Source organism: Tolypothrix sp. PCC 7712, assembly GCF_025860405.1.
GTDB classification, from domain to species: domain Bacteria; phylum Cyanobacteriota; class Cyanobacteriia; order Cyanobacteriales; family Nostocaceae; genus Aulosira; species Aulosira diplosiphon.
The window spans coordinates 20494-42150 of record NZ_CP063793.1; the positions used below are offsets into that span (position 1 = coordinate 20494).

The following is a 21657-nucleotide window of genomic DNA, read 5'->3' on the forward strand; positions in this document are numbered from 1 at the left end:
CTGAATATATATGTCAACTGAAATACGAGCTTGTCATTCATCTATTAACAATGCTTCTAATTGTTGGAGGAGACTGGCAATCTTTTTAGCTTTCTTAGGGTTATCCCTGGAGTAATATTTTTAGGCGACGTATGGCGACAAAATGCGCCTTGGCTACTTTTACCCCATCTACATACGATAAAGTTATATAAAATCTGCTGGAATTTCTATTCTTAAATAAACTTTTTTCATTCGATACACGTAAACTGGAAACTAAAACCGAGTCGGTTGACCAAAAGTTAACGTATCTTCTAGGAACAAAAGCCAGTGTCAAGTTCTAACCAGCAGTGCCGCATTATAGCCCTGTTTAATCAGGCGGGTGGTGTCGCCAAATCGACACTGACCCAAAACCTGGGATACCACCTAGCGAAACGAGAACACCGCGTTCTCCTTATCGACATAGACCCCCAAGCGTCATTGACCAAATTCATGGGGTTAGTGCCATCTCAGTTACAAAAAACTGTTGCTGATGCCATTATCAACGAGCAGCCCTTACCGATTCATGAGGACATTCACGGTATGGATTTAGCTCCTGCTAATCGAGTCTTGAGTGGAGCAGAAATGCAGTTAGTAAGTGCTGCCATGCGTGACTTCCGCCTCAAGGAAGCCATTGAACCTGTTCTAGATGAATACGATTTCATCCTGATAGACTGTCCCCCCAGTTTAGGATTGCTTTCTTATATATCCTTAGTCGCAGCCACACACGTACTCGTCCCTGTAGAAACCCATCTCAAAGCCTTTGAGGGAACAGACGAACTTTTACAAACTATTACCCACGTTAAAAATAAAGCTAATCGCAAAATCCAAATAGCAGGGTTTGTGCCTACGCGGTATGCTCACCAAAACTCAGCCGATAAACGAGCTTTGGCAGCTATCACTGAACAACTATCTGCTTGGGGTCGTATCTTCCCAGCAATCCCCAGAGCCACCGCTTTTGTTGATGCGACAGAAGAACGTGCGCCCCTAGCAGTATTTGACCCGAAACATTCTGTAGTAACTATCCTTGAAGAAATAGCTAATTCTTTGGAGGCTTTGTGATCCGACGTAAGCAAACTGATAAACCCTTTGGGGGTCAAATTACAACTCCACCCCCTGCGCCTTGGTTATCCTCACCAGATGGAGAAAAGCTAGCCGCTACTGAAACTACTATCAAACTTGAAGATATAGTTCTGCCTCAGCACCAACCCAGGCGATACTTTGACCCACAAGCATTAAAAGAATTAGTTGAGTCAGTCAAACAGCATGGCATTCTCCAACCTCTGTTAGTTCGTCCAGGGGCGGAGGGAAAATACGAATTAGTAGCAGGAGAACGACGCTATAGGGCAGCACAAGAAATAAAAGTTGAAGTTGTGCCTGTGGTTGTGCGTGAGCTATCAGATGACCAAGCATTTCAGTTGGCTTTGATTGAAAACCTACAACGAGAAGACCTTAACCCTGTTGAAGAAACTGAAGGTATCTTGCATCTGTTGGCAATCCGCCTGCATTGCGATGTAGAAGCTGTCAAATCCTTACTGTATCGCATGAAGAACGCTCACAGCAAAGAAGAAAAGCAGCCACCAGAGTCATTAGATGAATCTAGGAGAAACGTTTCTCCTAAAAAAGAAGAAACGGAATCTGAGGATAACTTTTCTGATAATTTAAATGAGGAGACAGAATCTAGGAGAAACGTTTCTCCTAAAGTGGATTTGGAGCAATCAAAGACGGTAGAACAGGTATTTGAGAGCCTGGGGCTAATGAATTGGCTATCGTTCACTACCAAGCGTTTACCGTTGCTCAATCTGCCCGAAGAAATTTTAATGGCACTGCGAGAAGGAAAACTGGAATACACCAAAGCCCAAGCCTTGGCACGGGTAAAAGATGAGGAACTGCGAAAAGTTTTCTTGTCACAAGCGATAACTAACGATTGGTCTTTAAGCCAAATTAAAGAACAAATCATCGCCAGCACTGCTGCTGAACCACCAACGTCTAAAACACCTAATCAAATACCAGAACGGCTCAAAGATATCACGCAGCGCATTAAAAAGCGTCAGCTTTGGAATATTCCTCGCAAGGAAAAACAGCTAGTAAACCTTCTAAACAAACTAGAAGCATTACTAGGGGATGAGTAAATTGGTATAAGTTGTCAAGTAATCTCGAAGAGGGGGTTATACCCAAGGCTTAGTGGAATATATCAAGCAATTTGGTGAGATGCGATAATTTTAATCATTGCTAAATTTCTAGGATTAAAAGCTATTAGCATTAAGCATTTTTTGAATTGGTCAAGAAAAAATCTCTCTCATTTCTATACAGCCAGCTTCTATTGGGTGGAGAAAAAGAGAAAAAGCAATCGTGTACCTAACCGGAGATGAACCGAGTGGGAGAAGCAAAACGACGCAAACAGATTTTAGGTGATACCTACGGTACACCAGCAACAATAACCCAAACAATACAGATTGCTAAGAAAAAGAACGATGCGCTGTTACCATCCGGTTTTCTACCTGATTTTGGGTTAGAAGTGTCCGCACAAATAGGAGAAGAACCTTTTCACTTGACAGCCCTGGAACTAAAAGACTTAAAAGTACTTGAGGATGCTAAAAAAAGCAGGTTAGCAATAAATTTTATCCCCTTACAGTTTTCTATTACTACCATCAGTGCCGATGTCAATCCACCGATGATCTTGCGAGAAACTATGGTTTCGCTAGAGATTTACACCTCGGAACAAAGTAAAATTGATGCAGTAATAGAAGCACTGAGTGAAGGCATAGATGTAAAAGCCAATTGGTCAAAAAGGTTTTTTACGGCACATCCTGTTCACAAAGAATTGGTTGTACCAATTCATTTACTGCCTTATGAGGAAGATAGGTTAGGTTTACAACATATTGCTGACTATATCTAACATTTTTAATGCCCGTTTATTGCCCACGCTCCTTTCTTCTTCTGAAGTAGCAACAAGTCCGGGCGGCACGTTAGGATTATCAGCATCTGTTTAGGAGCCAGAAAAATTTGAATTTCGCTTTTTGCGAGCTTCTCTCTTCTGCTGGGCTTTCTTCAGCCTCTCATGATCCTTAACGCTCTTGTCGTTAGTAACAGTCTCTTGTGCTGGTTTGTGTTCGGCAGTTGGAGTTATGGATTTAGGTGGCTGATTTTTAATACTTGAGAAGCCAAATGTTTCTTGTACATCATCCCAATCTCCGACCACCTCATCATCAACGCACCCAGCTTCAAAGGCTTTCTTAATCAGAGGTAAAGAATCTATTGCTTTGAGGTCAATTAGCACAGAAATGATATGACCATTTAACTCTGGACTATTTTCTTCAAAATACTCTAGTTGTTGAGACACAGCAGCAACACAATTCGCCTTCTTCTCTGGATATACACAGGCAATTCTTTTGATAGTAACCATAGCTTGAACTCGCCAAGTTTCGTCATGAGAGTCATCAGCAAGATAAGCAGCCAGTGCTGGAATTGCTGGTAAACCAATCAGGCTTAAAACATCCGTCAATTCCTCAATCAAGCAGAACAAGACTTCATTATCAAAAGCATCATCCATTTTGGGGAATAAGCTAATCAATGGCTCAATTGCTGATTCTGCACGGAGTTGTCCTAATACTCGGATTGCATGAAGAGGCGCATATTCTAATAAACTGTATTCACCAAAAAAACCAAAGTCATCATCCTGCATATTGTACAAATCCTCATCACATGCCATACGGATCAACTCAGGAATATCATCAGCCGTGATGCCTAGTGCCTGATAGTCAGGCCATTCAGATGGGGATAATTTTTCAGTTCCTGGCTGATAGTCAAGTAATTGATTAACGGGACGTGAATAACTATTTCTGGACATAAAATAATGAAGTCAATTTTTCGATCTGGTTGGACAAACTTTTTGATTGCACTTTACTCTTAACAGTTATTTCACTCCAATTACAACCACATCACGGGAGAAAACTGCGCTGCTGTGACGAGCGTTTTTGTAGCTTTAGGAAAGAACGCTGCTATGCAACAGATGGAAAAAAAGATAGCTATTGGAGTAAAATAAAAAATTTTAGAAAAGTATTTCTTAAAAAAGTTGCTAAAACTGAGGGATATCAAGAGTTTTGAGAGCCAGTGCCTCGCAACTAAGATTGCGAAGTATTGGCTTGAAAATTGCGATTACAACAGAGAAGTTAAATTAATACTGCTTGATACTATTAGGAATAAGTATTGAATTATACTGGCTTGAGCAAGACTGAATAATTATTTTTGAAAGCTTTATCGTAAAAATTTTGTATGTCAAAAGTTCCAGAAAAGTCACTAGGTGAACGCGAAATTTTTCTTAGAAATGCTAGTGGTCAATTATTACTTGCCACCATTGAGCTTGGTTGCCGAGATTGGACTGACAACGGACGGCACACTGAATGCCGGATAAAATTGAGGTGGGCTGGTGGCGAAATTGAGTGTATTGATAGTCATTTTTTTGAATCTTTCAAACAGATACGTAAACAATTAGCCCTGCAAAGTATATATCCAATGTGCTACGGAGCAAGCCGCAAAATTGTCATTACAGGAATGGCAGCAGATATGAGTTTAGGTCTAAAAGTTTATAAGGCAGAGATTGGTAATTTTCCTAGCCGTAAACAGCTAGTATCTATTTTTGATAGTGGCGATGATATCTTTCCAGCTTCTGTTGAAGAACAGCAAGAATTTCAACGTGAATGGGCGGAATCAATCAGGAGAAAATGAATTGTAAAGGAAACCAAAGTAAGCGATTCACCCTTCAACTGAGCAAGGAAGTTACACACATTGGCTTCTGAAAGCCCTAACAGCAATTACTTATAGGCAATAATAAAAACCTTTTCTTACCAATTTCTTACTTGATATTCTATAACGGGGCCTGTTAGGTATTAACTGCTGTGTTTTGGAAGCTAAAGTTATGACTGCTCTTGAACTGTTGCAACGCTATGCTGCTGGTGAAAGACGCTTCATTGAAGTTGATCTCAGTGGTATTAATTTGAGCGGAGCTAATTTGTCAGAAATTGATTTGTGCAGATGTAATCTCCGAAATATTAATCTTTCTGGAGCAAATTTACTTGGTGGGAGCCTCATGGGTTCCGATTTGAGTGGAGCAAATCTGAGCAAAGCTAATTTAGAAAGTGTTGCTATGCAAGGAACGAATTTAGAAAACGCTACTCTGCTCGGTGCTAGAACTATCGAAACTGAGTTTGCTGGAGCTTTCTTCCGCAATACCACCACTGAAGAAGGAGATATTGTTCAAGGATCTGAGTACTTCGACTAACGCCATGACCACAGCAATTAAAGATTAATTAGCTCAAAAGGTTTTCAGTGTGTTATTTCCAAAATTTAAGAACTCGTTGCAACTCTTGCGGCGATAGCGGAGTGCTGGGTGGGGCTTTTATAAACAAGGCTTCCACACGCGTAAACTATTGCCCCGTCCCAGCACCGCAAGAGTTGAGCGAAGCGGCAACGAGTTCGTCGGCGCAACATGAGATCACCGACTAAAACCACGCTGCTGCTGTCTGCGTTTCTGTTGCTCTATGTGCAGTATTTCGAGCAAATCCTCATTCCAACTGTGATTATTAGGTGGAAGTTGCTTACTTTGGGGCAACAATTTTAATACAGTTTTGGCTGTTTCTTTACCTTGGTCATCTTTACTAAATGCCAGCCCAATTCTGCTGATATTTTTGAGAAATTCTAGTGGCAAGTTATCCGGGTCATCCACTACCAAGTACATCGTTTTCACTGGTGGCAGCCCCTTGTGTGCATTCATATCCATATGTGCTAACGTCAGTGCATCAATGGGTGAGTCGCACAAAAATACTCTCTCGATTTTATCGTCTGTTTCTCTACCCAAATTAATGTGAAACCAACTCTGTCTTGATTGGGTGTTTTCGCTGTTCTGGGAACAGCGATCGTCTTGCTTTGGGGTGTCCCAAACCAGTGTGCCTGATTTTTCACCGTTGAGAGAACGCTTGATAAATACAACTTTTCGCTGCTGGTCTATGTAACCCAACCCTTTAAGATGTAATGTTTCGACTAAAGTTGATGAGATGCCACGTTGCTGAGTCAGGTAATTTTTTAATGCAGGCCATAGCTTCTCATCTTCTGATGGTGGCGTGAACTGGGGTGAACTCTGTTTTTGCTTTCTATTGGATACCAGTTGATTGTTAGCGATTAGAACTAATGCTTTAGCTTCCTCAGTAGTCCATCGGGCGGGACTAGCTAATATAATTTCTTCAACTTCTTCTACTTGCCGATTATCTAATAACGCTCTATTAGCAATTTCTTTGTCTCGGTCAGTTACTAATAAGTTTTGCAATTCGGTACTGTAATACTTGTATAACTCAGCTGAGGAATTCTCTTTTAGCTTTGGTTTATCGGTGGTTAAAGGTTGAGCTTTATTTTGAGCAATTGCATCCACTGTTGTTTGAGATGAAAGCTGTTGCTCCTTTGGAGCAATTGCCGGTCGCAGGTCATCTAATGTGGTTCTTCCTTGTTCTAACTGCTGCTGAGACGCAGACAGTTGTTCTATTAATTGTGGTAAAGTTTCCACCAAGGTTGACTCGGCTGCTAACTGTTCAATAAAATCAGCGATTGCATCCACAGCTTTTTGTGATGAAAGTCGTTGTTCCTTAGGAGTAATCAACGCTCGCAGGTCACCTAATGTGGTTCTTCCTTCTTCTAACTGTTGCTGATGCCCGTACAGTTGTTCTATAACTTGTGGTAACACTTCAGCCAAGGTTGACTCGGCTGCTGACTGTTTTATAAAATCAGCGATCGCATTTATGGGTTGTTGGTTTAGGACTGTTCGCCCAACAGGATTGTTTAATAGCTGCTCAATCCGGGCATCATCACGTTTTGGTTGGTAGTCAATGAGGAGATGTTTTTGCAAACCTGGGAAGGTGTAAGCTGCACCCAATTGTGTACCACTAAAAGCAATTCCATCTTTCTCGTAGGAGATACCTTTAGACTTGCCATTCCTGGTAAATCCTGTTCTGACACTGATACCAGATTGCTGCAACCGCATGATAAGTTCGGGCATTTGGGGATGATCAACAGATGCGTTGTCAATTGTCTGCTGAACTAGCTGTTTAATACTCTTGTCTGGTGGGGTATCGCGTTTACCTGCCTCATATTCTTCTTGTTCTCGTTTAATGCGCCGAAATTGTCCTGTGCTTTGTGTGCGATTTAGTCTTTCTCTGCTGCCTTGGACTTGAACTAATTCATAATCAATTTCAATCTGGCGTAAGACTTTTTCAGAGCGTACATAATCCCAGGAATCATCAACTAATAAACTCGTATCCATCCTGATACGGCTGGCGGCAATGTGGACATGATCATCATCGGTATTTTGGTGGCGGAAGATGACAAACTGATTGGCATCAAAGCCCATTTCTTTCATGTAGCGATTGCCGATTTCACACCATTTATCTTCAGAAATTACATCATCCTTGGCGGCTGACAGAGAAACATGATAGACAACACGTTCTGCATCTGGATTTAGTTGTCGAGACAGTCGAAATTCTTTGGCTAGTTCTCTGGAATTTCTACCGCTCATGTTACCGCCAATTAGTTTGGCATTTTCGCTCGATTCCAAATAATCCAGTAACTTGCGAAAACCTCTACCCTTCGTCTGCTTCCCAATCATCGTCTTCCTCCTCTTCTTCTGACCAGTCGTCCGATTCGGTGTCAACTTGTGCAATGTCTCGTCTGCACTGATGCAACACTGACAAAAGTTCTTGCAACAATTCTGGGTTGGCTGGTGGAGTACGCCCCATTTTTATGGCTGTGTTTGTGGCTTTGACAAGCTGATTTAAATTGTTGCCGATTTGTCCTAATTCCCAATATGTTTGTAAACTAATTTTGCTCAGTCGTTTGGGCAGTGGACGCAACAATCCATTACGCCTCATTAATTCACTGGCTGACATTCCCGCGTCAATTGATTTTATCCGCAGCAAGTCCAGTTCAATATCGCTCAACCGCATTGAGAAGAGGTGGTTTCTTACGAGTCTTTTTGACTGTTTGCGATGAGGCATAACTTAATATTTGGGGAGGAATGTGGCTGGGGGGTTTTTTAAGGGGGTACTCCCCCTTGAACAAGCCGTCGTCCGAGCGGAGCGAGGTTTAGCGTCAGCTAAAAGACATGGCTTGCTGCTAGCCCATTTTCGGGGGTAGCGGAAAAGAGGAAAATAACCGGGGGTGGGATGCACAGCGAGGGGTTTCGGGAAATCTCATGCGGCGGCAGTTGCCGCCATTGGGCTGATTTGTTCACGTAGAAGTGAACACGGTTTTTTCAAGAATTTTTAAATTAAATTTTGCTACATCTAGAAAATAGTAGATTAGGCGATATATAGCAATAATTATCAATTTTTATTAATGGCTATGGATAGACAGAAAAATAATGAGCGAGTTCCTGTAAGTAAAGTTGATGAGGCGATTAAACTACTTCAGGATTTGAAACCCAAAGAGCGAGACGATATTTCGGCTTTGGAGACTGTGCGTAAACTCAGACGATACATTGAGAAACTGACTTCGGAAAAATATGGCTATACCTTTGATGAAGTCTCTGAAATGTTGCAGGGACTGGGAATTAATTTAAGCGGGAGCCGGATTAAAACTTTGTTGGCTGAGGTTAAGAAAAATACTCGCAGTAAAAAAAGCCAGAATTAGGGTTAAATCCTGGTGTAGCTCTTAAAATTTCTACTCAGGCTCAGTATTTATCTGCAAGTGGTGCTGATGGTAAAACACAGACTAAAAAATAACAGAAAATTTAGTACTTTTAGGCTGTAATCGACAGCAAATCATAGCAGAGATTAGCATCTGCTAAAGTAGAGCGCATAGGGTTAGTTTATTTGTATTGGTTTGCAGTCAAAACTATAACTTTATTGTCAAGTTACAGCTGATTGCATTGGGGCAACAGCTAAGAGAATAGATTCATTTGAGTAAACTTCAGTAGGCAGACAACTGAGTACAGCTATCAGCAGGTTAGCCCTAACTTGGGGGGTACATTCGTGTAAAACTCGCTCCATTGCCCTATTACCAATGGTTTTGGCAACTAGCACCACTTCGTCTAACAAGCCATCTGGTGATAATTCTGGTTGTTGGCACAAAATCGGGAAGTATTCACTGACTAACCACTGTTCATCCTCCGCCAAGTCTGTAAAATTTTTATTACTATCGCTATAAAGACTGTCTAATAGCAGGAGTAATAATTTTTTAAACCTAGCCCAACCCCCCCAACGCTGCGTAAATCGGCTCACCCATCCCTGGGTAGTGTCTATAATTTTGGCGATCGCTTTTTGGCCAATTTTCTGCTGCGACTCCCAAAGCTGGGTGAAAGCTTTGACGATGGCGTGTCCTGTTTGCTGATCTCGGCTACCCGCTTCAGTGCATAAAGTACAGGCATCGACAACCTCTAATTTGACTCCCGGTAGTTCATCTAATAGGAAACTGAGGTCATAATCAGCGCAGAAGTAAAATGTTAGCTCCTCATTGGAGCGACGATGAGCGCGTAATCGACCAATTTCTTGAATGATTTCGGCTCTGATTAATTCGGTGAGATACTTTTGCAAGATGTCAACTGAATTTCCCAGCTTGACTTGCTGACCAGTCATCACCTGAAGATGTGCAGCCACCGCACCGATGTTTTGGTAGGGAATGCCAAAAGAAGCGATCGCGTCACAGTCACTAAAGCGGTTAACACCACGACCATCGACAAAGTGACTGTATTCAATGTAGTCTTCCGTCTTGAGAGCAAGTTGTTTCCACTCGATAATGCCCAGTTTCTTGTGTATCTTGTGGAAAGTTTCCTTGAGGGCATCAACGCGATCAGTTAAAGAACTTGAGCGTTTTTTCGGCAATTTACCCAGCCCAATGACGTTAACCACCCTTAAATTACTGTAGTCGGGGCGTGACTGCTGGATAACTAGCATCGAGTCATCGTAGCCAAGTTTCAATTTCAACCGCTCCGTCCTGATAGTAGCATCAAGGTAAATATTGAATTGGGCGGAGTTGGCTAATTCAGCATATTTAGTGTTAGGACGGTAAATGGTCAATAGACCCCATTTACAAGCCAAAGAACCCTCACCCTTCCAAGCTTCGAGGAAGTCGGGGAACCAGTACAGGGGCAAATCAAAGAACTGCTTACCTGCAAGTCTTGCGCTGTCCTTGGCCACACGTTTAGCAGCATAACGGGCGGCGGCACTTTTTTTAAGTTCTTTATCGCCTTGGATATCAATGGAGTCTAAATCAGCCAGAAATTCTAAATTAGGCTCTAATATCTGGGCAATGGCTTCAATATCTAAATCTTGCGGAAAGTCGGGTAACAGATCCCTTAATTCAGCGTCATTAAAGCCATAACGAGAATGTGGTTTAATATCTCCATTGAGGAGCGAGCGCAAAACTGGTAAAAAGGTCTGAAGTTTTAACCATTGCTCAGGGGGTAAGCCGCCTGCAACTAAGGAACCTACGGTAGTATCAAAATCCTTCAACGTCACTTCAATTGAGTGAACAGGCTGAATGAGTGTACCGGCTTCTTCCCATATCCGCCCCACGGTGAAAGGCTGACCAGCAGCATTAGTTAACTCAACTGGGGTAGAGTCGGGATGCGCTCGAATTTGGGAGTAATTTTGAATGACCAGCCGCTTGTTGAAACGGAAGCCGAAACCCTCACCTGTGGCGAAACGGCACTGATTCTGATTGAGACAACCGTTGCAGATGGGGCTAATAGCACTTTCTTCAAAATCTAAACTACCAAAGTTTTTGTCACGGAATGCGCCAAATAACGGAGTGCGGCTACAGTTCCCAACAGTATCGGGAGTTTCAAGAGCTTTTGGCTGTAGGAGAAAATTAGCGCCCATTGGGGTTGTGCGGGTCTTGTCGATTTTTAAGCCATTGTGCCGCACTGGCAGGTCAACAAAGTTAGCCTCAATGGGTAAGGTGGATGGGTTTCTGTGGTTGGCATCCTCGTATATTAGTTTATCAATACCGAACATGGCAGCTGTCATTTGTCCGGCATTGTGAGATTTACCCAGCCCAGGATGGGAATTGTCTAAAATTTGCGTCCAGCCCTTGGAGATGGCTTCCACCCATGCGGCGATATGTTCTTCTGGTTGGCATTCAATGTAGATATCGCCTGTAAATTCGCTGCGGTGTGGGATATTACCCGGCTTGTAGATGATTATCTGCCGTCTTGGGGTGGTAATTTCGGTTGCTGGCTGTGGGGAAGTGGGTTCTGGCTTTGGTGATGCGGGTGTTGAAAATCCTTTAGCTGCTGAAACCAAAGGGGCTAGAGCCTGCTTTAATAAATTTTGGAAACTGGTTAAGTCTTCTCTTACTCGTCCCAATTCCCATTGCTCACGGCTAATCAGTCCTTTATGGGGCTGGAATGGTTCATACTGCCGTTGTGGAAAGCGAAAGCCGTACTGCTTGGCGATGTGAAACAGCGTGCCGATCGTAATTCCGCCACGCCGGAAACTGCGAATTTTGGCGCGAATGTTCCAGGTTGTACCTTTGATGGAAGGCGACCACTTTTCCGCAATGATTTCGGCTTCGGCTGCCCCGTAGTGGTTAACCAGTGCCATCAGTACTTGGCGGCATTCATCGTAATTGCCGCTACCTGGGGTGCGCGGTGGAATGAGTGAGAGTGCTTGTTGGATTAGCTGCTCAATGTCCCAGCCTTCAGTGTTGGAGATTTCGCGGAATTGTTGACGGCGTGACTCGATTTCTTGGATGCGCTGCTGGTATTCTTCTCTCTCTCTCTGGGCGATCGCAATTGCCTCAGTTACCCATTCTGTTGGTAAAGTGGCTTGGGGGTTGACTAGGAGAAATTCTGCTTCTGTGTTGCCGTAAAATACACGGCTGGCATCTTTACAAGCTGGATCATGAGGCAACTGCTGCATGAGGAAGCGCGTACAAGCTTCTACAGTATCAGCACCCTGAACATATTCGGGGAGAAGGAAAACCAACCGGAATTTATGCCAGTCTGGTTTATGACTGGCAGTAGTGTAAATTAAAGCACAGTGTTTTTTGATGAAGGGGTGAGCTAGCGCGGATTCAATGGTTAATTGGGGATCGTAAACCTTGATGGAATTTCCGTACTCGTCCAGTATTGGTTTGCCGTCCTCATCACGGGCAATCTTGGAATTATCAATGTCGAGCAGCAAACATTGAGAACCGATGACATTGGCCTTGCTCCGCCATGAACCGCCTAACAAGCCAGCACAGATGGCGTGACCTGCTTTAATATGTTGCTGGACATCAACTAGAGTGCCTTCTACATCAATAAAGTTGGCGGACAGCTTCTTAAAGTCCCAGTCTTTGTTTGTGCCACAAGTGTTGACAGCGAATTTAAACTGACTTTTTTGCAGTTCGTAGTTGCTATTAATCACGGATTTTTCCCTCAAATACTTTGGTTTTCAGTATTTGGAGGGGGTTATCGTGCTGCTACATCTTAATATCTATTGAATTCGCTGCGTTGCTTGAATTTGCCCAATTTTGGCTTTGAAAACAAAGATTTGATGACTTTTTTAGCCAAAATCTGCCAACAGAAGCACATGAAAGTTGCCACAGCTATCGATATAATAGTGTGAAGGCAGCACGGACTAAATCTCATTTCCAATCAGTGGTTTCTAGTGCCAACTTTTCTTCCACTGCTTTGGTTTGTTTGAGATCCCCTCTCCTGCTCCAGTAAATAGAATATGAGTTTAAATCTCGGATAAAGCGTCACTACCTAGTAGTGGCGCTTTTGTCCATTTATCTTTTGATACTGTTGTATATTTACCTCCGTTGTACGCTTCATTTCAGTACTTGCCTGATCTTACAGAACAATCGAACGCTTGACATCCAACTTCAATACGAATTATCCGTAACGTTACTTAACAAGTCTGCTTGATGGTGGTTGTACGTTGGGGTGGTAGTCTTCTGGAGTTTCAGTCATATATTGCCCTTAGTTTTCTTGGTTTTCTCTTCAGGCTTGCTTCCTTCTGAGTTAGTCCTTCCGCCCTCTATTTCATCAAGATATTTTTGCAGTGCCTTTTCTACAACTTCTGAAATTGTAGTTTCTGTAGATGCAACAAAAACACGAAGCCTTCGGGCTAAGTCTCTCTTGACCAGTCCTGTAACACGAGAATAATCAGGGTTTTCTCTCCTGCCCAAATCATCAGTCTCAATAGTTTGCTCTACCATTCTCCCACGATATTTTTAAAACATTTTTGTGTTCACCCGTTATAACGGGTGAACGTTAGTCTATAATATCATCATCAAGCCAAAAAATGCCACCCAACAAAGGCAAGAGAAGCCGGAAAGTGATGCTATGGCTTGCCCCTAACTGGATATCTGGATTTGTCTAGATTTAGCTAAAAATCAACGCCAAGCCAGAAATATTAAGACTTTTACCAATTATCTGAACCATGACAACCACATACACCGATGCCAAAAATTGGCTCGTTCAGGCTAACTTGCTTGCCAATTCTGGGTTAAACACCCTCATTGCAGGTAAAGACCCTGGTGCTGGGTATGGAAAGGCAACCTATGGTGATTTTTGCATCATGATGCCTGCCGTATACTCAGTAGTTCGCAATCGCAACATCCATCTTCACGAAACAATTTCTAAAGATGGGGCATGGGTGCGTTATATGGAAGGGTCACGCCTTGACTTAAAAGACGTTCAATTTTTTTGGGGAAGTGCAGCGCTTTCCCAAGCTGACCATATCCTACTTCATGAGGACAAAGCCAAAAAAGCAGAACTGGCATTAGAAAGCATCCTTGCAGACTTAGCAGTTCTCAATATTTCCGATGGCATGAAACTAGAAATTAGTTTGAGCAACCACAACCCGGAACGCTGGGGTGGAGAAATCAAGCGCAGAGTCCAAGGTATTCACACCTTCCAGCACAAACATCCTGTTAATCGAGAAATTGTCACCAAAACAGTAGAAATTGTAGTCACAGGCATTTATCCCGAAGGGTTTGGCAGCATAGCTCATTGCTTATTTGGTGAACCAACCCTAGCCCTAGAAGAATCAGAAATTGCCATTGCCCTTGATATTGGTTCATCAACTTGGCTAATTACCGTATTTAACGGCAATGGTGCAGTCATAGACCGCCATCTAATTGAAGGTGGATGCGGTGAATTGCACTCAATGATTGCAGAAGCATTAGACAAGAGAAACGACAAAGTAAGTCTGCTGTCAAAAGATGTCAAACACTCATCTTCTTTAGTGAACCGAGGGATTTTAGAAGGAACTTTAACTTATGGAGGTAATCACCTTACAGGCAAGAATTTTGAGGTTGAATACAGCCAATGTCTTGATGATTGGTGGGCTACAAGAATTGAGAAATTTGCTAACTTTGTCACCTCTGGTAATTACCTAGATAGAGCTAAATACCTTGTCGCTTGGGGTGGTGGTGTTTCACTGCCAGTAGTGGATCAAAATCTTGCGTCTTTGGGCTTCGTGGTCTTACCAAATCCTCAATTCATCAATGCGTTTGGACTGAAGTTATTAACAGAAATATCGACAGGAGTATAAACAAGTGGCTGATAAAACGTCATACGAATCTCGGCGTATAACCATTTCTTACTTAGCAGTTGAGGAACTGTGCCAGATGTTCAATATCCCTGCTGATGCGCCAACACAAGCCCTAAGTGCAGCAGTAGAAAAGCTCATTTTTCAGGGTGGTGTCAATTTACAAACACTACCAAAAAATCAAAATCAGGCATCTACACCAACAGCAATTCAGCCCAATAAAGCAGGAATAGCCTCTATGGTCAGTCAGTTTAAGGGAGTCGCTTCATGAACAACCTAAATAGAGTGTATGACTCAACTTTACTTACAAGGATCGAAGGTTTACCAAATCGACCGAACACTGTATCAGTACCGCTATAAAACAGGCACGATCCAAGCACCACAATACATCTTTCGTCCACTAGCAGGACAACGAAAGAAAGCGGATTTGAAGCTTAATCACAAAGCTTTAACTACTCGTTGTTATGAAGTTGAGGGGGCAAAAATAAATAGTTCCGTACTAAGTCAAGAATCATTGCAGTTATCAATATTTTGATGAGGTGAATTATGCAGAATCAACCACTACCAGAATTGATTGCACAAGCCCAACAATTACTCACCCAAATCAGGCAGCATCCGCAATTTTTAGCACTGCAAATTGATGCAGATGTCACGATAGGCGATGTTACCCAATTTCTCAACGCGCTGGGGTGGGAAGCGACAGCCTGTGCTGTGGATGTATCGAAAGAAGGCTTTTTTCAGTAATGGGGAGAGCGATCGCATCCGCCGGCAAGCTAGCAATCGCCCTACCTTGGTGTCTACCGCCGCATAACGATAAACGACATAAGGATTGTAAATCATGACGAAACCATTAGGCTATTACTGCGCTCTAACACCTGGAGATGGAACCTATCTGGACTGGTTGCAAGATACTTATGGTTCTTGCCTTGAAGGGATTAATCGCATCGAAAAACTGCATTTTTTGAAAGCGATAACTGAAAACTTAATCGCTACTGAAATTGCTACACAGGGACAATATTTACTGTCAGAATCGGCTGACACTATCCAAAAACTTCAAGAGGATTTGTATCAGTACACGCCAATAGGCGACCACTTGGGACTAGCGGAAGCAATCATTAATCAATTAAAAACTCAACAATGAAGTACCAAAAACAAGCCATGCTGGGGCTAATGGGTTTGGGTTTAATTGCTGCACCTATGTTCATTAAACTGCCTCAGCAGTTCTACACTTTCTCTGCTGTGTCGAACTTAGAAGCTAGAGAATCTGTTGAACGCTCACGCATAGAACAACGTAAATTAACCAGCGACAAACTCAACTCTACTGGCATATTACCGACCAGTTTAAAACTCAGAATTAGAGGCTATTTAGACAACCCAAAACGCAACCCAAGACCAGACACCAGCTATTACCAAGAGGATGAACTAGTTTATGTTTATGACTCAGGAGGTCGCTGTATAGGGCAGATAGCAGAACGCCGTTGGCTTTGGAAGTATCACTACAAAAATGTCTGCAATCTCTCACCCCAATTGGAGAATAATAAATCATGAAAAGTGCAGAATATAAGCCGCCAAATAATTCAAACTCGACAGCTGCAACTTCCCCAAAAACTAGCAACAAAAGAGTCACTAATTACGCTGAAATCTTAGCGCAATGGATTGTTGATATCATTGCCCTGCCCGTGACCTTCATTACCCACATCTTCGTCCAGTTTGTTACCCCAGGCTCATCAGGCACAAAAATACTCGGCGCAATGGGGTTCTTCCTTGGCACACTCCTCAGTTCTGATGGAATTTGGCAGACCCTCTTTCAAGGCATTCCGATGTTTTCCTGGTTTGAAACAACTTGGATTGGCTGGTTTGGCTGGCTAACGCTACCGTTTAATCTATTTTTCTGGCTTTCACTTGGCATATCGGCTTTAGTTCAGGTAATGGAAGCCCGGAGCTTACGGGGTAAACGCCCAGACCAAGCCAAAGCCGAGTTTGAAGAATCCAAACAGTACACCCTAAGTAGCAAGCCGAGTGCAAACATTGACCTGACTACCGCACTGTGGCGTGACTATAAGGTTGCAGGCATGAAAGAACGCCATGCTGGAGGGGCAATTGCACTGTTTTTTTGGATCTTCGATTTAACCACAACCTTTGTAGGTCGCAATCCCTTCGCTTACACCGACCCTGGCCAAATTTTGGGGTGTTTAGCTTATAACTTCACCACGATGATGGCAGGCGAAATCGGTTACACAATCTGGCGATTGACTAAATAAGTAAGCAATTCATAGCCCTCTACCTGCAAGGGTGGAGGGTTTTTAGTTGGAGAATAACTATGGAATTTTCACCCGATATTCATCAACCAGTACCGCAACTTGCCACAAAGGAAACTGCCTCACTGAGGGCTGACTATCCCTGCATTGAACATTTGGAAGCGGGTAACATCGCCCCTTGGCTAGTAGAAAGGCTGGATCAATTATTGGTTCGTGCCAAAACTGAAAGGGCAGGGATGAACCTAGCTAAATGCGTCACTCTAGCAACGGCATCAATTGGGGCTGTTTGTTATGCCACCTCTCCACTAGCCCCCATCGGTGCCCTAGTTGCGGGTCTGGGTTACGCTTGGTCAGTGGTACAAGATATGACCGATTCCCACTGCTTTGCTCCCATTCCCTTTGTGCGGGGTAACTTCCTAGAATTTCTCTCAGCAATGGGTGACAGCGAAGCAAGAGCCGAATGGTTGAATGGCTCGAATGAAATTGTGGATTTAATGAACCACCTTACACCCACAGAGCGTAGTGAATTTGTGATGCTGCGGCAGTACACCAACACTCTCACCGATTTTCTCACGAGTGTAGAAGCAGGCAAGCGGTTCTATGCTTACAGGTGGCTGCTGGACAATTTCACCACTTACAGAGGTGCATTTCCTACTGTTGAGCAGTTGTGCAAACATTTGGCGCAGGTGGCCCCTGACCCCAGAATTAACCATGCACAAGTGACTCTCATTCAGGAACAATCCCAACTGCCACAACCAAAGCTGCCTTCACCCAAGTTTGTTGAACTGCCACAACCGCATTTTGTCCAGTTGCCCAGTCCCCCAAAGACTGAACCTGCTGCACAGGCAATAGCACCAGATATTCAAACGGTGTTAGCACTGCCACTACACCACCGAGCGATCGCAATTATCGATGCACTAACCAACAGTGGTTTTGATATCGCTAAGTGCATTCGTGACCAAATAACCGTGATTGCAGGTAATCAGCGAGGTGGTAAGGGGACATTAATGGCGATTTTAGCCATTTTAAGCAAGGCACTGGAGCCAAATACTAAGATTCATTACTTTACTGCCGGTTCGGACATCTACCCGTTTGCCTGCCATCGCCTAGTGTGCAGACTGAGTTACCCCCTATTGGAGGGTGCAAAGGCTGATGCTATTGTTGCCAGCGATTTGTACCAATATCTCAGGGAAATGGACAACGCCGCCCAAAATAGTTACACAGACATTATTTTGGTGATTGATGAAGCTGTGGCTTTGTCTGACTATCTCAGTGATGAGCAGAAGCAATGGATCATTCGCTTCCTGTTCACTCGTGCCAGCAAGAAGGGCGCTCAAATTTTCGTTGTGTTGCATGGAAAGAATCTTACTTCTTGGGTGGGGACGAAAAACACCGCAGGTTTTGGCGATACTTTCAAAACTGGGGCTACTTTCATTGGCTGTGAAGCCACGAGTAAAAAGCTGTCTCCACTCAAGTCAATCTCACTCGCAACTGGGCGTTACTTTCTGGCAGAAATAGACAGTTTTGATAAGGCGATCGCACAGGGTGAAATCGGCACGATTCCAGACTGGCTCAAAACTGAGGTTAATCCCCATTCTGGGCAACCAGATCCGGCGCGAACACTGCTTGTTTATTTTCCTGAGTTGAAAAGTGATTCCCCGGCTTTGGCTGATTCTGTACCAAGCAGCGATCAGCCACCGGATGAGTTTTTGAATCAGGCCAGAGCATGGATTAATGACAATTGGGTGATACCAGATGCTCCTCCGCCCACTTTCCCCCCAACAAAGAGCGATACCGACCGATACCAACCGACTGATAAGGCTTCTGAGCTTTTGGAATCGTCAGGAATCGATACTGGAAACGATACCGGAATCAGTGATACCACCCCAGAAATCGGTGATTTTAATACTCTTGCTGATGATACCGTCAAGGATACTGACCGTCGCTATACTCCTGCTTTCCTGACGAGTGAACAATTGGTTGGCATCGTCAAGCAGATGGTTGATAAGAAGATGTCGCAAACCCAAATCATCCAATCTTTATGGGGAGTGGAGAAAAACGGTAAGGGCTGGAAGCAGGCTTACACCGAATATAAAGAACTGTTCCCATGAGTTATGTTGAACAGTTAATAACTAATACCCCTACTAAAGCTAGGGGTTTCTTGCTTTCGCTCCCGGATTAAGAGGGGATTTCTTTTGATGTTAATTGCTGATTGAGTAAAAAGCTAATTCACTGACAATTATATCTGTAAATATCAAATGCTAACTGGCTATTAAAAGCCACGATGAAAACCAAAAAGCCATTTAATTACTTTTCCGATACAAAAACCTATACCTAAAAATATAATTAAATTATTCAGGTATGTGGAGGTTATGGGGATGGAATTAGGTATACCCCGAAGTGGGATTGTTACAATAGGAAAAGCAAACAAAAATAAAAAACTCTTACGGTTAAAAGCTGCTGATACTCCTAATGCAAGAAAAATAAAAAGCCAAAATGTGTTTATTAAGTTAGCTAGAGCTAGAAAAGGTTGTAATACATTAGTTATAGAAGTCATAATTTAATCTTTAAGATTTTAAGATATATATTTTTTCAATGTTTACTTAGTTGTAGTATTTTATAAGTATTAACCAAAAATAATAATAGTGTATATACGTAAACAATGAATTTACTATGCAAATTAAGGATAAAATTAATAGTGAATAAGCAGCAAAATTACGGTTGTTTTAGTGAAACGAGACTCCATTTATTACCAAATTTTTAAACGCTTTCCTGCGTTAATTTTTGAACTCGTTGATGACCGTCCCCAGCAGGCGCAGAATTATCGATTTGAGTCAGTTGAGGTGAAAGAAACCTCTTTTCGCATTGATGGTGTCTTTTTACCTCCAGAGGGTGCAACACCCAGGATTATCTTTTTTGCAGAAGTTCAATTTCAGAAAGATGAAGGTTTGTATCATCGGTTTTTTACCGAATCAATAATGTATTTGAACCGGAATCGGTCTTTCTACGATGACTGGTACTGTGTGGTAATTTTCCCGGATCGCAGTTTGGAACCAAGTGATACAAGAACTCATCGAATGTTTTTAAACAGCGACCAAGTGCAGCGCATTTATTTGGATGAGTTAGGTACTCCAGATACTCTGCCAATTGGCATCAATTTAATGCAGTTAACAATTGCATCTTCTGAATCGATGGCTTCGCAAGCCAAGCAATTAATTGAGCGAGTACAATTAGAGTCAACTGGCACACTGCCAAAAAACGAGATAATAGATATTATTACGACAATTGCCGTTTACAAGTTTTCTTCGTTAAGTAGAGAGGAAGTGGAAGCGATGCTGGGACTAACTTTAGAGGAAACGAGGGTTTATCGGGAAGCGAAAGCCGAGGGTGAAGAAAAAATATTGAAAGCAGCTGTCCCCCTGTTACTAAAAACAGGAATGAGTATAGAACAGATTGCTCAACAACTTAATGTTGATGTAGAAGCTGTCCGGCTGGCTGCTATTGAGAACACGGAGGAGTAAGCACACGGGAGATTGGCGTTTACAAGTTTTTGTAAGTTTTGCCGTGAAGACTTAGAAACCATACTCTTACTGAACATTGAAGAAACACGAATCTACCGAGACTTGGAACGTCAAACCTTTCTTAAAAGCAGCAGCACGCATGAGTGAGCATGGGTTACAGCATCTTGGAAACTGAAAGTCTACTCATCCTAGTTACCGATAATTTATCTGTAACTACTGTATCTTTAACTCAAATCTTTCGTAGTGATTGCCCTTCCATCCTCCCCTATAGCGATATAACAGTTTCAGCAGACTCGCCCTGCGCGTGACGAGAACGAAGATGTAAGGTAATTTCTGTATCGAGTCGTTTGAGGAAAATGAGGAGTTTGCCCTCACTGAACCGTTGAAACTCTCCTTTCATTAGATGAGAGACTTCTGGCTGCGGAATGCCAAGAAGTTTGCTGATTTCTCGCTGTTTCAGGTTGCGTTGTTTCAAAAGGCGCAGTACCTGAATCCCTATCTTGCCCCGCATCAAAAGTTCCGAAGCATCATTTAAACCAAGGTCAGCGAATACGTTGCCACTGCTCTCTTCCAAAACGTCCCTTTTATATGAAATTTCTTATAAAACCTGTCAGACAATAGCATGAAATGTTCCCTGCACCACAAGAGAGGTAAATTTTATTTACAGTTGTTTTCCCTCTACACCATGTCTAGACACTGGTGCAGAGAAAATTGATATCGGTTTTGATAGCAACGATTGATCAACCAGAGGTACAGAAGCGAGTATAGACAGCTGAGAAAGCCGCAACATCAGCAGATTCTATTGGTGTGGATTAGACCTGTTTTTGGTCATCGCGCTATAAGCATAAGCAAGTTTTATCAGCAAACGTCAGAATGCGGGTTGTAGCGTTGGGAATTGATAAGCAGGAATTAAGTGCGTCCGTTGGGTTCAACTCGGCCACGAAAGATATACGATTGTGGGCTAATACATTGTGTTATTGCAGTTTGTGGGAATAATTAAGTCTTGTGATAAAGCCGATCAACAACTCGCTTAACGCTATTAGGGTGCCACTGTCTACCAAGTTTGGTTTTGTATCCATTCATATTCATCCACTTAGAAATTGCCCCAAAAGACTTACCAGATTTATGGTGCTTGCGGATAGCTTCAATTGCGTCTAATTCTTCCAGATCAGGAATTAATTCACCATCAACAGCCTTCTGACCAAAGGCGGGAGCGCCATAAGCATAACCACCGTTGTCGGCTTTGGCACGTCTACCGCCTTGGGTACGCTCGTTGATAATATCTCTCTCCAACTTGGCGACCGCAGACATGACAGTGAGAATCATGTAACCCTGCGG

23 protein-coding genes are annotated in these 21657 nt (G+C 42.9%); 16 read left to right on the forward strand and 7 right to left on the reverse strand.

The window, feature by feature from the left end; translation table 11 throughout:
• Positions 1–306: 306 nt before the first annotated feature.
• The 3 genes from HGR01_RS40420 to HGR01_RS40430 all read left to right on the forward strand — a co-directional run bounded on the left by HGR01_RS40420 (position 307) and on the right by HGR01_RS40430 (position 2914).
• Entirely contained in the window at positions 307–1077 is a 771-nt protein-coding gene (locus HGR01_RS40420) for a ParA family protein (RefSeq protein ID WP_045875062.1), read from the forward strand.
• On the forward strand, positions 1077–2147 hold the full coding sequence (locus HGR01_RS40425) for a ParB/RepB/Spo0J family partition protein (protein ID WP_194007805.1): 1071 nt from the start codon (positions 1077–1079) through the stop codon (positions 2145–2147). The genes HGR01_RS40420 and HGR01_RS40425 overlap by 1 nt, the downstream gene beginning before the upstream one ends.
• A 236-nt stretch (positions 2148–2383) precedes the next feature.
• The gene (locus tag HGR01_RS40430) at positions 2384–2914 is read left to right on the forward strand and encodes a DUF2839 family protein (RefSeq protein ID WP_045875039.1); all 531 of its coding nucleotides are present in this window, start codon (positions 2384–2386) and stop codon (positions 2912–2914) included.
• Between the two features lie 90 nt (positions 2915–3004).
• Here HGR01_RS40430 and HGR01_RS40435 read toward each other — a convergent pair whose 3' ends face one another.
• The gene (locus tag HGR01_RS40435; protein WP_052335508.1) at positions 3005–3865 is read right to left on the reverse strand and encodes a HEAT repeat domain-containing protein; all 861 of its coding nucleotides are present in this window, start codon (positions 3863–3865) and stop codon (positions 3005–3007) included.
• A 425-nt stretch (positions 3866–4290) separates the two neighbouring features.
• Here HGR01_RS40435 and HGR01_RS40440 point away from each other — a divergent pair, with 425 nt between their 5' ends.
• The gene (locus tag HGR01_RS40440) at positions 4291–4743 is read left to right on the forward strand and encodes a hypothetical protein (protein ID WP_052335509.1); all 453 of its coding nucleotides are present in this window, start codon (positions 4291–4293) and stop codon (positions 4741–4743) included.
• Between the two features lie 190 nt (positions 4744–4933).
• Positions 4934–5296 carry a pentapeptide repeat-containing protein gene (locus tag HGR01_RS40445; RefSeq protein WP_045875040.1) on the forward strand — a complete coding sequence of 121 codons (363 nt, stop codon included), beginning with the start codon at positions 4934–4936 and terminating at the stop codon, positions 5294–5296.
• Between the two features lie 213 nt (positions 5297–5509).
• Here the strand turns inward: HGR01_RS40445 and HGR01_RS40450 are convergent, their stop codons facing one another.
• Both HGR01_RS40450 and HGR01_RS40455 read right to left on the reverse strand, forming a co-directional pair.
• A complete protein-coding gene (locus HGR01_RS40450; RefSeq protein ID WP_228045458.1) occupies positions 5510–7666 on the reverse strand; it encodes a relaxase/mobilization nuclease domain-containing protein in 2157 nt (718 codons plus the stop codon).
• Positions 7641–8054 carry a plasmid mobilization protein gene (locus HGR01_RS40455; RefSeq protein ID WP_045875041.1) on the reverse strand — a complete coding sequence of 138 codons (414 nt, stop codon included), beginning with the start codon at positions 8052–8054 and terminating at the stop codon, positions 7641–7643. Before HGR01_RS40455 ends, HGR01_RS40450 begins: the two co-directional genes overlap by 26 nt.
• A 340-nt stretch (positions 8055–8394) precedes the next feature.
• On the opposite strand from HGR01_RS40455, the gene HGR01_RS40460 reads away from it, so the two are divergent.
• A complete protein-coding gene (locus HGR01_RS40460) occupies positions 8395–8688 on the forward strand; it encodes a hypothetical protein (protein ID WP_052335510.1) in 294 nt (97 codons plus the stop codon).
• A 218-nt stretch (positions 8689–8906) separates the two neighbouring features.
• Here HGR01_RS40460 and HGR01_RS40465 read toward each other — a convergent pair whose 3' ends face one another.
• Together HGR01_RS40465 and HGR01_RS40470 are read right to left on the reverse strand one after the other, a co-directional pair.
• Positions 8907–12407, reverse strand: coding sequence for a PriCT-2 domain-containing protein (locus HGR01_RS40465; RefSeq protein ID WP_045875042.1), 3501 nt, complete (start codon positions 12405–12407; stop codon positions 8907–8909).
• A 544-nt stretch (positions 12408–12951) separates the two neighbouring features.
• Positions 12952–13203 carry a hypothetical protein gene (locus HGR01_RS40470; RefSeq protein ID WP_045875043.1) on the reverse strand — a complete coding sequence of 84 codons (252 nt, stop codon included), beginning with the start codon at positions 13201–13203 and terminating at the stop codon, positions 12952–12954.
• Positions 13204–13427: 224 nt separating this feature from the next.
• Between HGR01_RS40470 and HGR01_RS40475 the strand changes: the two genes are divergently transcribed.
• From HGR01_RS40475 to HGR01_RS40520, 10 genes are all read left to right on the forward strand, one after another.
• Positions 13428–14543: a ParM/StbA family protein gene (locus tag HGR01_RS40475; protein ID WP_045875044.1), complete on the forward strand. Its 1116-nt coding sequence runs from the start codon at positions 13428–13430 to the stop codon at positions 14541–14543.
• Between the two features lie 4 nt (positions 14544–14547).
• Complete coding sequence (locus HGR01_RS40480) at positions 14548–14811, forward strand: hypothetical protein (protein ID WP_235623159.1); 264 nt, start codon at positions 14548–14550, stop codon at positions 14809–14811.
• A gap of 18 nt (positions 14812–14829) precedes the next feature.
• Positions 14830–15075, forward strand: a complete 246-nt coding sequence (locus HGR01_RS40485; RefSeq protein WP_369792197.1) for a hypothetical protein — start codon at positions 14830–14832, stop codon at positions 15073–15075.
• Positions 15076–15086: 11 nt separating this feature from the next.
• Positions 15087–15284 carry a hypothetical protein gene (locus HGR01_RS40490; RefSeq protein ID WP_045875046.1) on the forward strand — a complete coding sequence of 66 codons (198 nt, stop codon included), beginning with the start codon at positions 15087–15089 and terminating at the stop codon, positions 15282–15284.
• Positions 15285–15378: 94 nt separating this feature from the next.
• Positions 15379–15681, forward strand: coding sequence for a hypothetical protein (locus tag HGR01_RS40495; RefSeq protein ID WP_045874859.1), 303 nt, complete (start codon positions 15379–15381; stop codon positions 15679–15681).
• Positions 15678–16088: a hypothetical protein gene (locus tag HGR01_RS40500; RefSeq protein ID WP_045875047.1), complete on the forward strand. Its 411-nt coding sequence runs from the start codon at positions 15678–15680 to the stop codon at positions 16086–16088. The genes HGR01_RS40495 and HGR01_RS40500 overlap by 4 nt, the downstream gene beginning before the upstream one ends.
• On the forward strand, positions 16085–16801 hold the full coding sequence (locus HGR01_RS40505) for a hypothetical protein (protein WP_045875048.1): 717 nt from the start codon (positions 16085–16087) through the stop codon (positions 16799–16801). The genes HGR01_RS40500 and HGR01_RS40505 overlap by 4 nt, the downstream gene beginning before the upstream one ends.
• 59 nt (positions 16802–16860) lie before the next feature.
• Entirely contained in the window at positions 16861–18909 is a 2049-nt protein-coding gene (locus HGR01_RS40510; protein WP_052335511.1) for a hypothetical protein, read from the forward strand.
• A 261-nt stretch (positions 18910–19170) separates the two neighbouring features.
• A complete protein-coding gene (locus HGR01_RS40515; protein WP_168161071.1) occupies positions 19171–19362 on the forward strand; it encodes a hypothetical protein in 192 nt (63 codons plus the stop codon).
• A 165-nt stretch (positions 19363–19527) separates the two neighbouring features.
• Positions 19528–20319, forward strand: a complete 792-nt coding sequence (locus tag HGR01_RS40520) for an Rpn family recombination-promoting nuclease/putative transposase (protein WP_045875050.1) — start codon at positions 19528–19530, stop codon at positions 20317–20319.
• Positions 20320–20584: 265 nt separating this feature from the next.
• Here the strand turns inward: HGR01_RS40520 and HGR01_RS40525 are convergent, their stop codons facing one another.
• Both HGR01_RS40525 and HGR01_RS40530 read right to left on the reverse strand, forming a co-directional pair.
• Positions 20585–20914 (reverse strand): helix-turn-helix domain-containing protein, encoded by a 330-nt coding sequence (locus tag HGR01_RS40525; protein WP_045875051.1) that lies wholly within the window; start codon positions 20912–20914, stop codon positions 20585–20587.
• 401 nt (positions 20915–21315) lie between these two features.
• Positions 21316–21645: a recombinase family protein gene (locus HGR01_RS40530; protein WP_045875069.1), complete on the reverse strand. Its 330-nt coding sequence runs from the start codon at positions 21643–21645 to the stop codon at positions 21316–21318.
• Between the last annotated feature and the right edge of the window lie 12 nt (positions 21646–21657).

Bases quoted from the DNA above. Each gene is read 5' to 3' on its own strand.
- HGR01_RS40430 (WP_045875039.1), top strand. From the start codon at position 2,384: ATGAACCGAGTGGGAGAAGCAAAACGACGCAAACAGATTTTAGGTGAT.
- HGR01_RS40435 (WP_052335508.1), bottom strand. From the start codon at position 3,865: ATGTCCAGAAATAGTTATTCACGTCCCGTTAATCAATTACTTGACTAT.
- HGR01_RS40440 (WP_052335509.1), top strand. From the start codon at position 4,291: ATGTCAAAAGTTCCAGAAAAGTCACTAGGTGAACGCGAAATTTTTCTT.
- HGR01_RS40445 (WP_045875040.1), top strand. From the start codon at position 4,934: ATGACTGCTCTTGAACTGTTGCAACGCTATGCTGCTGGTGAAAGACGC.
- HGR01_RS40450 (WP_228045458.1), bottom strand. From the start codon at position 7,666: ATGATTGGGAAGCAGACGAAGGGTAGAGGTTTTCGCAAGTTACTGGAT.
- HGR01_RS40455 (WP_045875041.1), bottom strand. From the start codon at position 8,054: ATGCCTCATCGCAAACAGTCAAAAAGACTCGTAAGAAACCACCTCTTC.
- HGR01_RS40460 (WP_052335510.1), top strand. From the start codon at position 8,395: ATGGCTATGGATAGACAGAAAAATAATGAGCGAGTTCCTGTAAGTAAA.
- HGR01_RS40470 (WP_045875043.1), bottom strand. From the start codon at position 13,203: ATGGTAGAGCAAACTATTGAGACTGATGATTTGGGCAGGAGAGAAAAC.
- HGR01_RS40475 (WP_045875044.1), top strand. From the start codon at position 13,428: ATGACAACCACATACACCGATGCCAAAAATTGGCTCGTTCAGGCTAAC.
- HGR01_RS40485 (WP_369792197.1), top strand. From the start codon at position 14,830: ATGACTCAACTTTACTTACAAGGATCGAAGGTTTACCAAATCGACCGA.
- HGR01_RS40490 (WP_045875046.1), top strand. From the start codon at position 15,087: ATGCAGAATCAACCACTACCAGAATTGATTGCACAAGCCCAACAATTA.
- HGR01_RS40495 (WP_045874859.1), top strand. From the start codon at position 15,379: ATGACGAAACCATTAGGCTATTACTGCGCTCTAACACCTGGAGATGGA.
- HGR01_RS40500 (WP_045875047.1), top strand. From the start codon at position 15,678: ATGAAGTACCAAAAACAAGCCATGCTGGGGCTAATGGGTTTGGGTTTA.
- HGR01_RS40505 (WP_045875048.1), top strand. From the start codon at position 16,085: ATGAAAAGTGCAGAATATAAGCCGCCAAATAATTCAAACTCGACAGCT.
- HGR01_RS40510 (WP_052335511.1), top strand. From the start codon at position 16,861: ATGGAATTTTCACCCGATATTCATCAACCAGTACCGCAACTTGCCACA.
- HGR01_RS40515 (WP_168161071.1), top strand. From the start codon at position 19,171: ATGGGGATGGAATTAGGTATACCCCGAAGTGGGATTGTTACAATAGGA.
- HGR01_RS40530 (WP_045875069.1), bottom strand. From the start codon at position 21,645: ATGATTCTCACTGTCATGTCTGCGGTCGCCAAGTTGGAGAGAGATATT.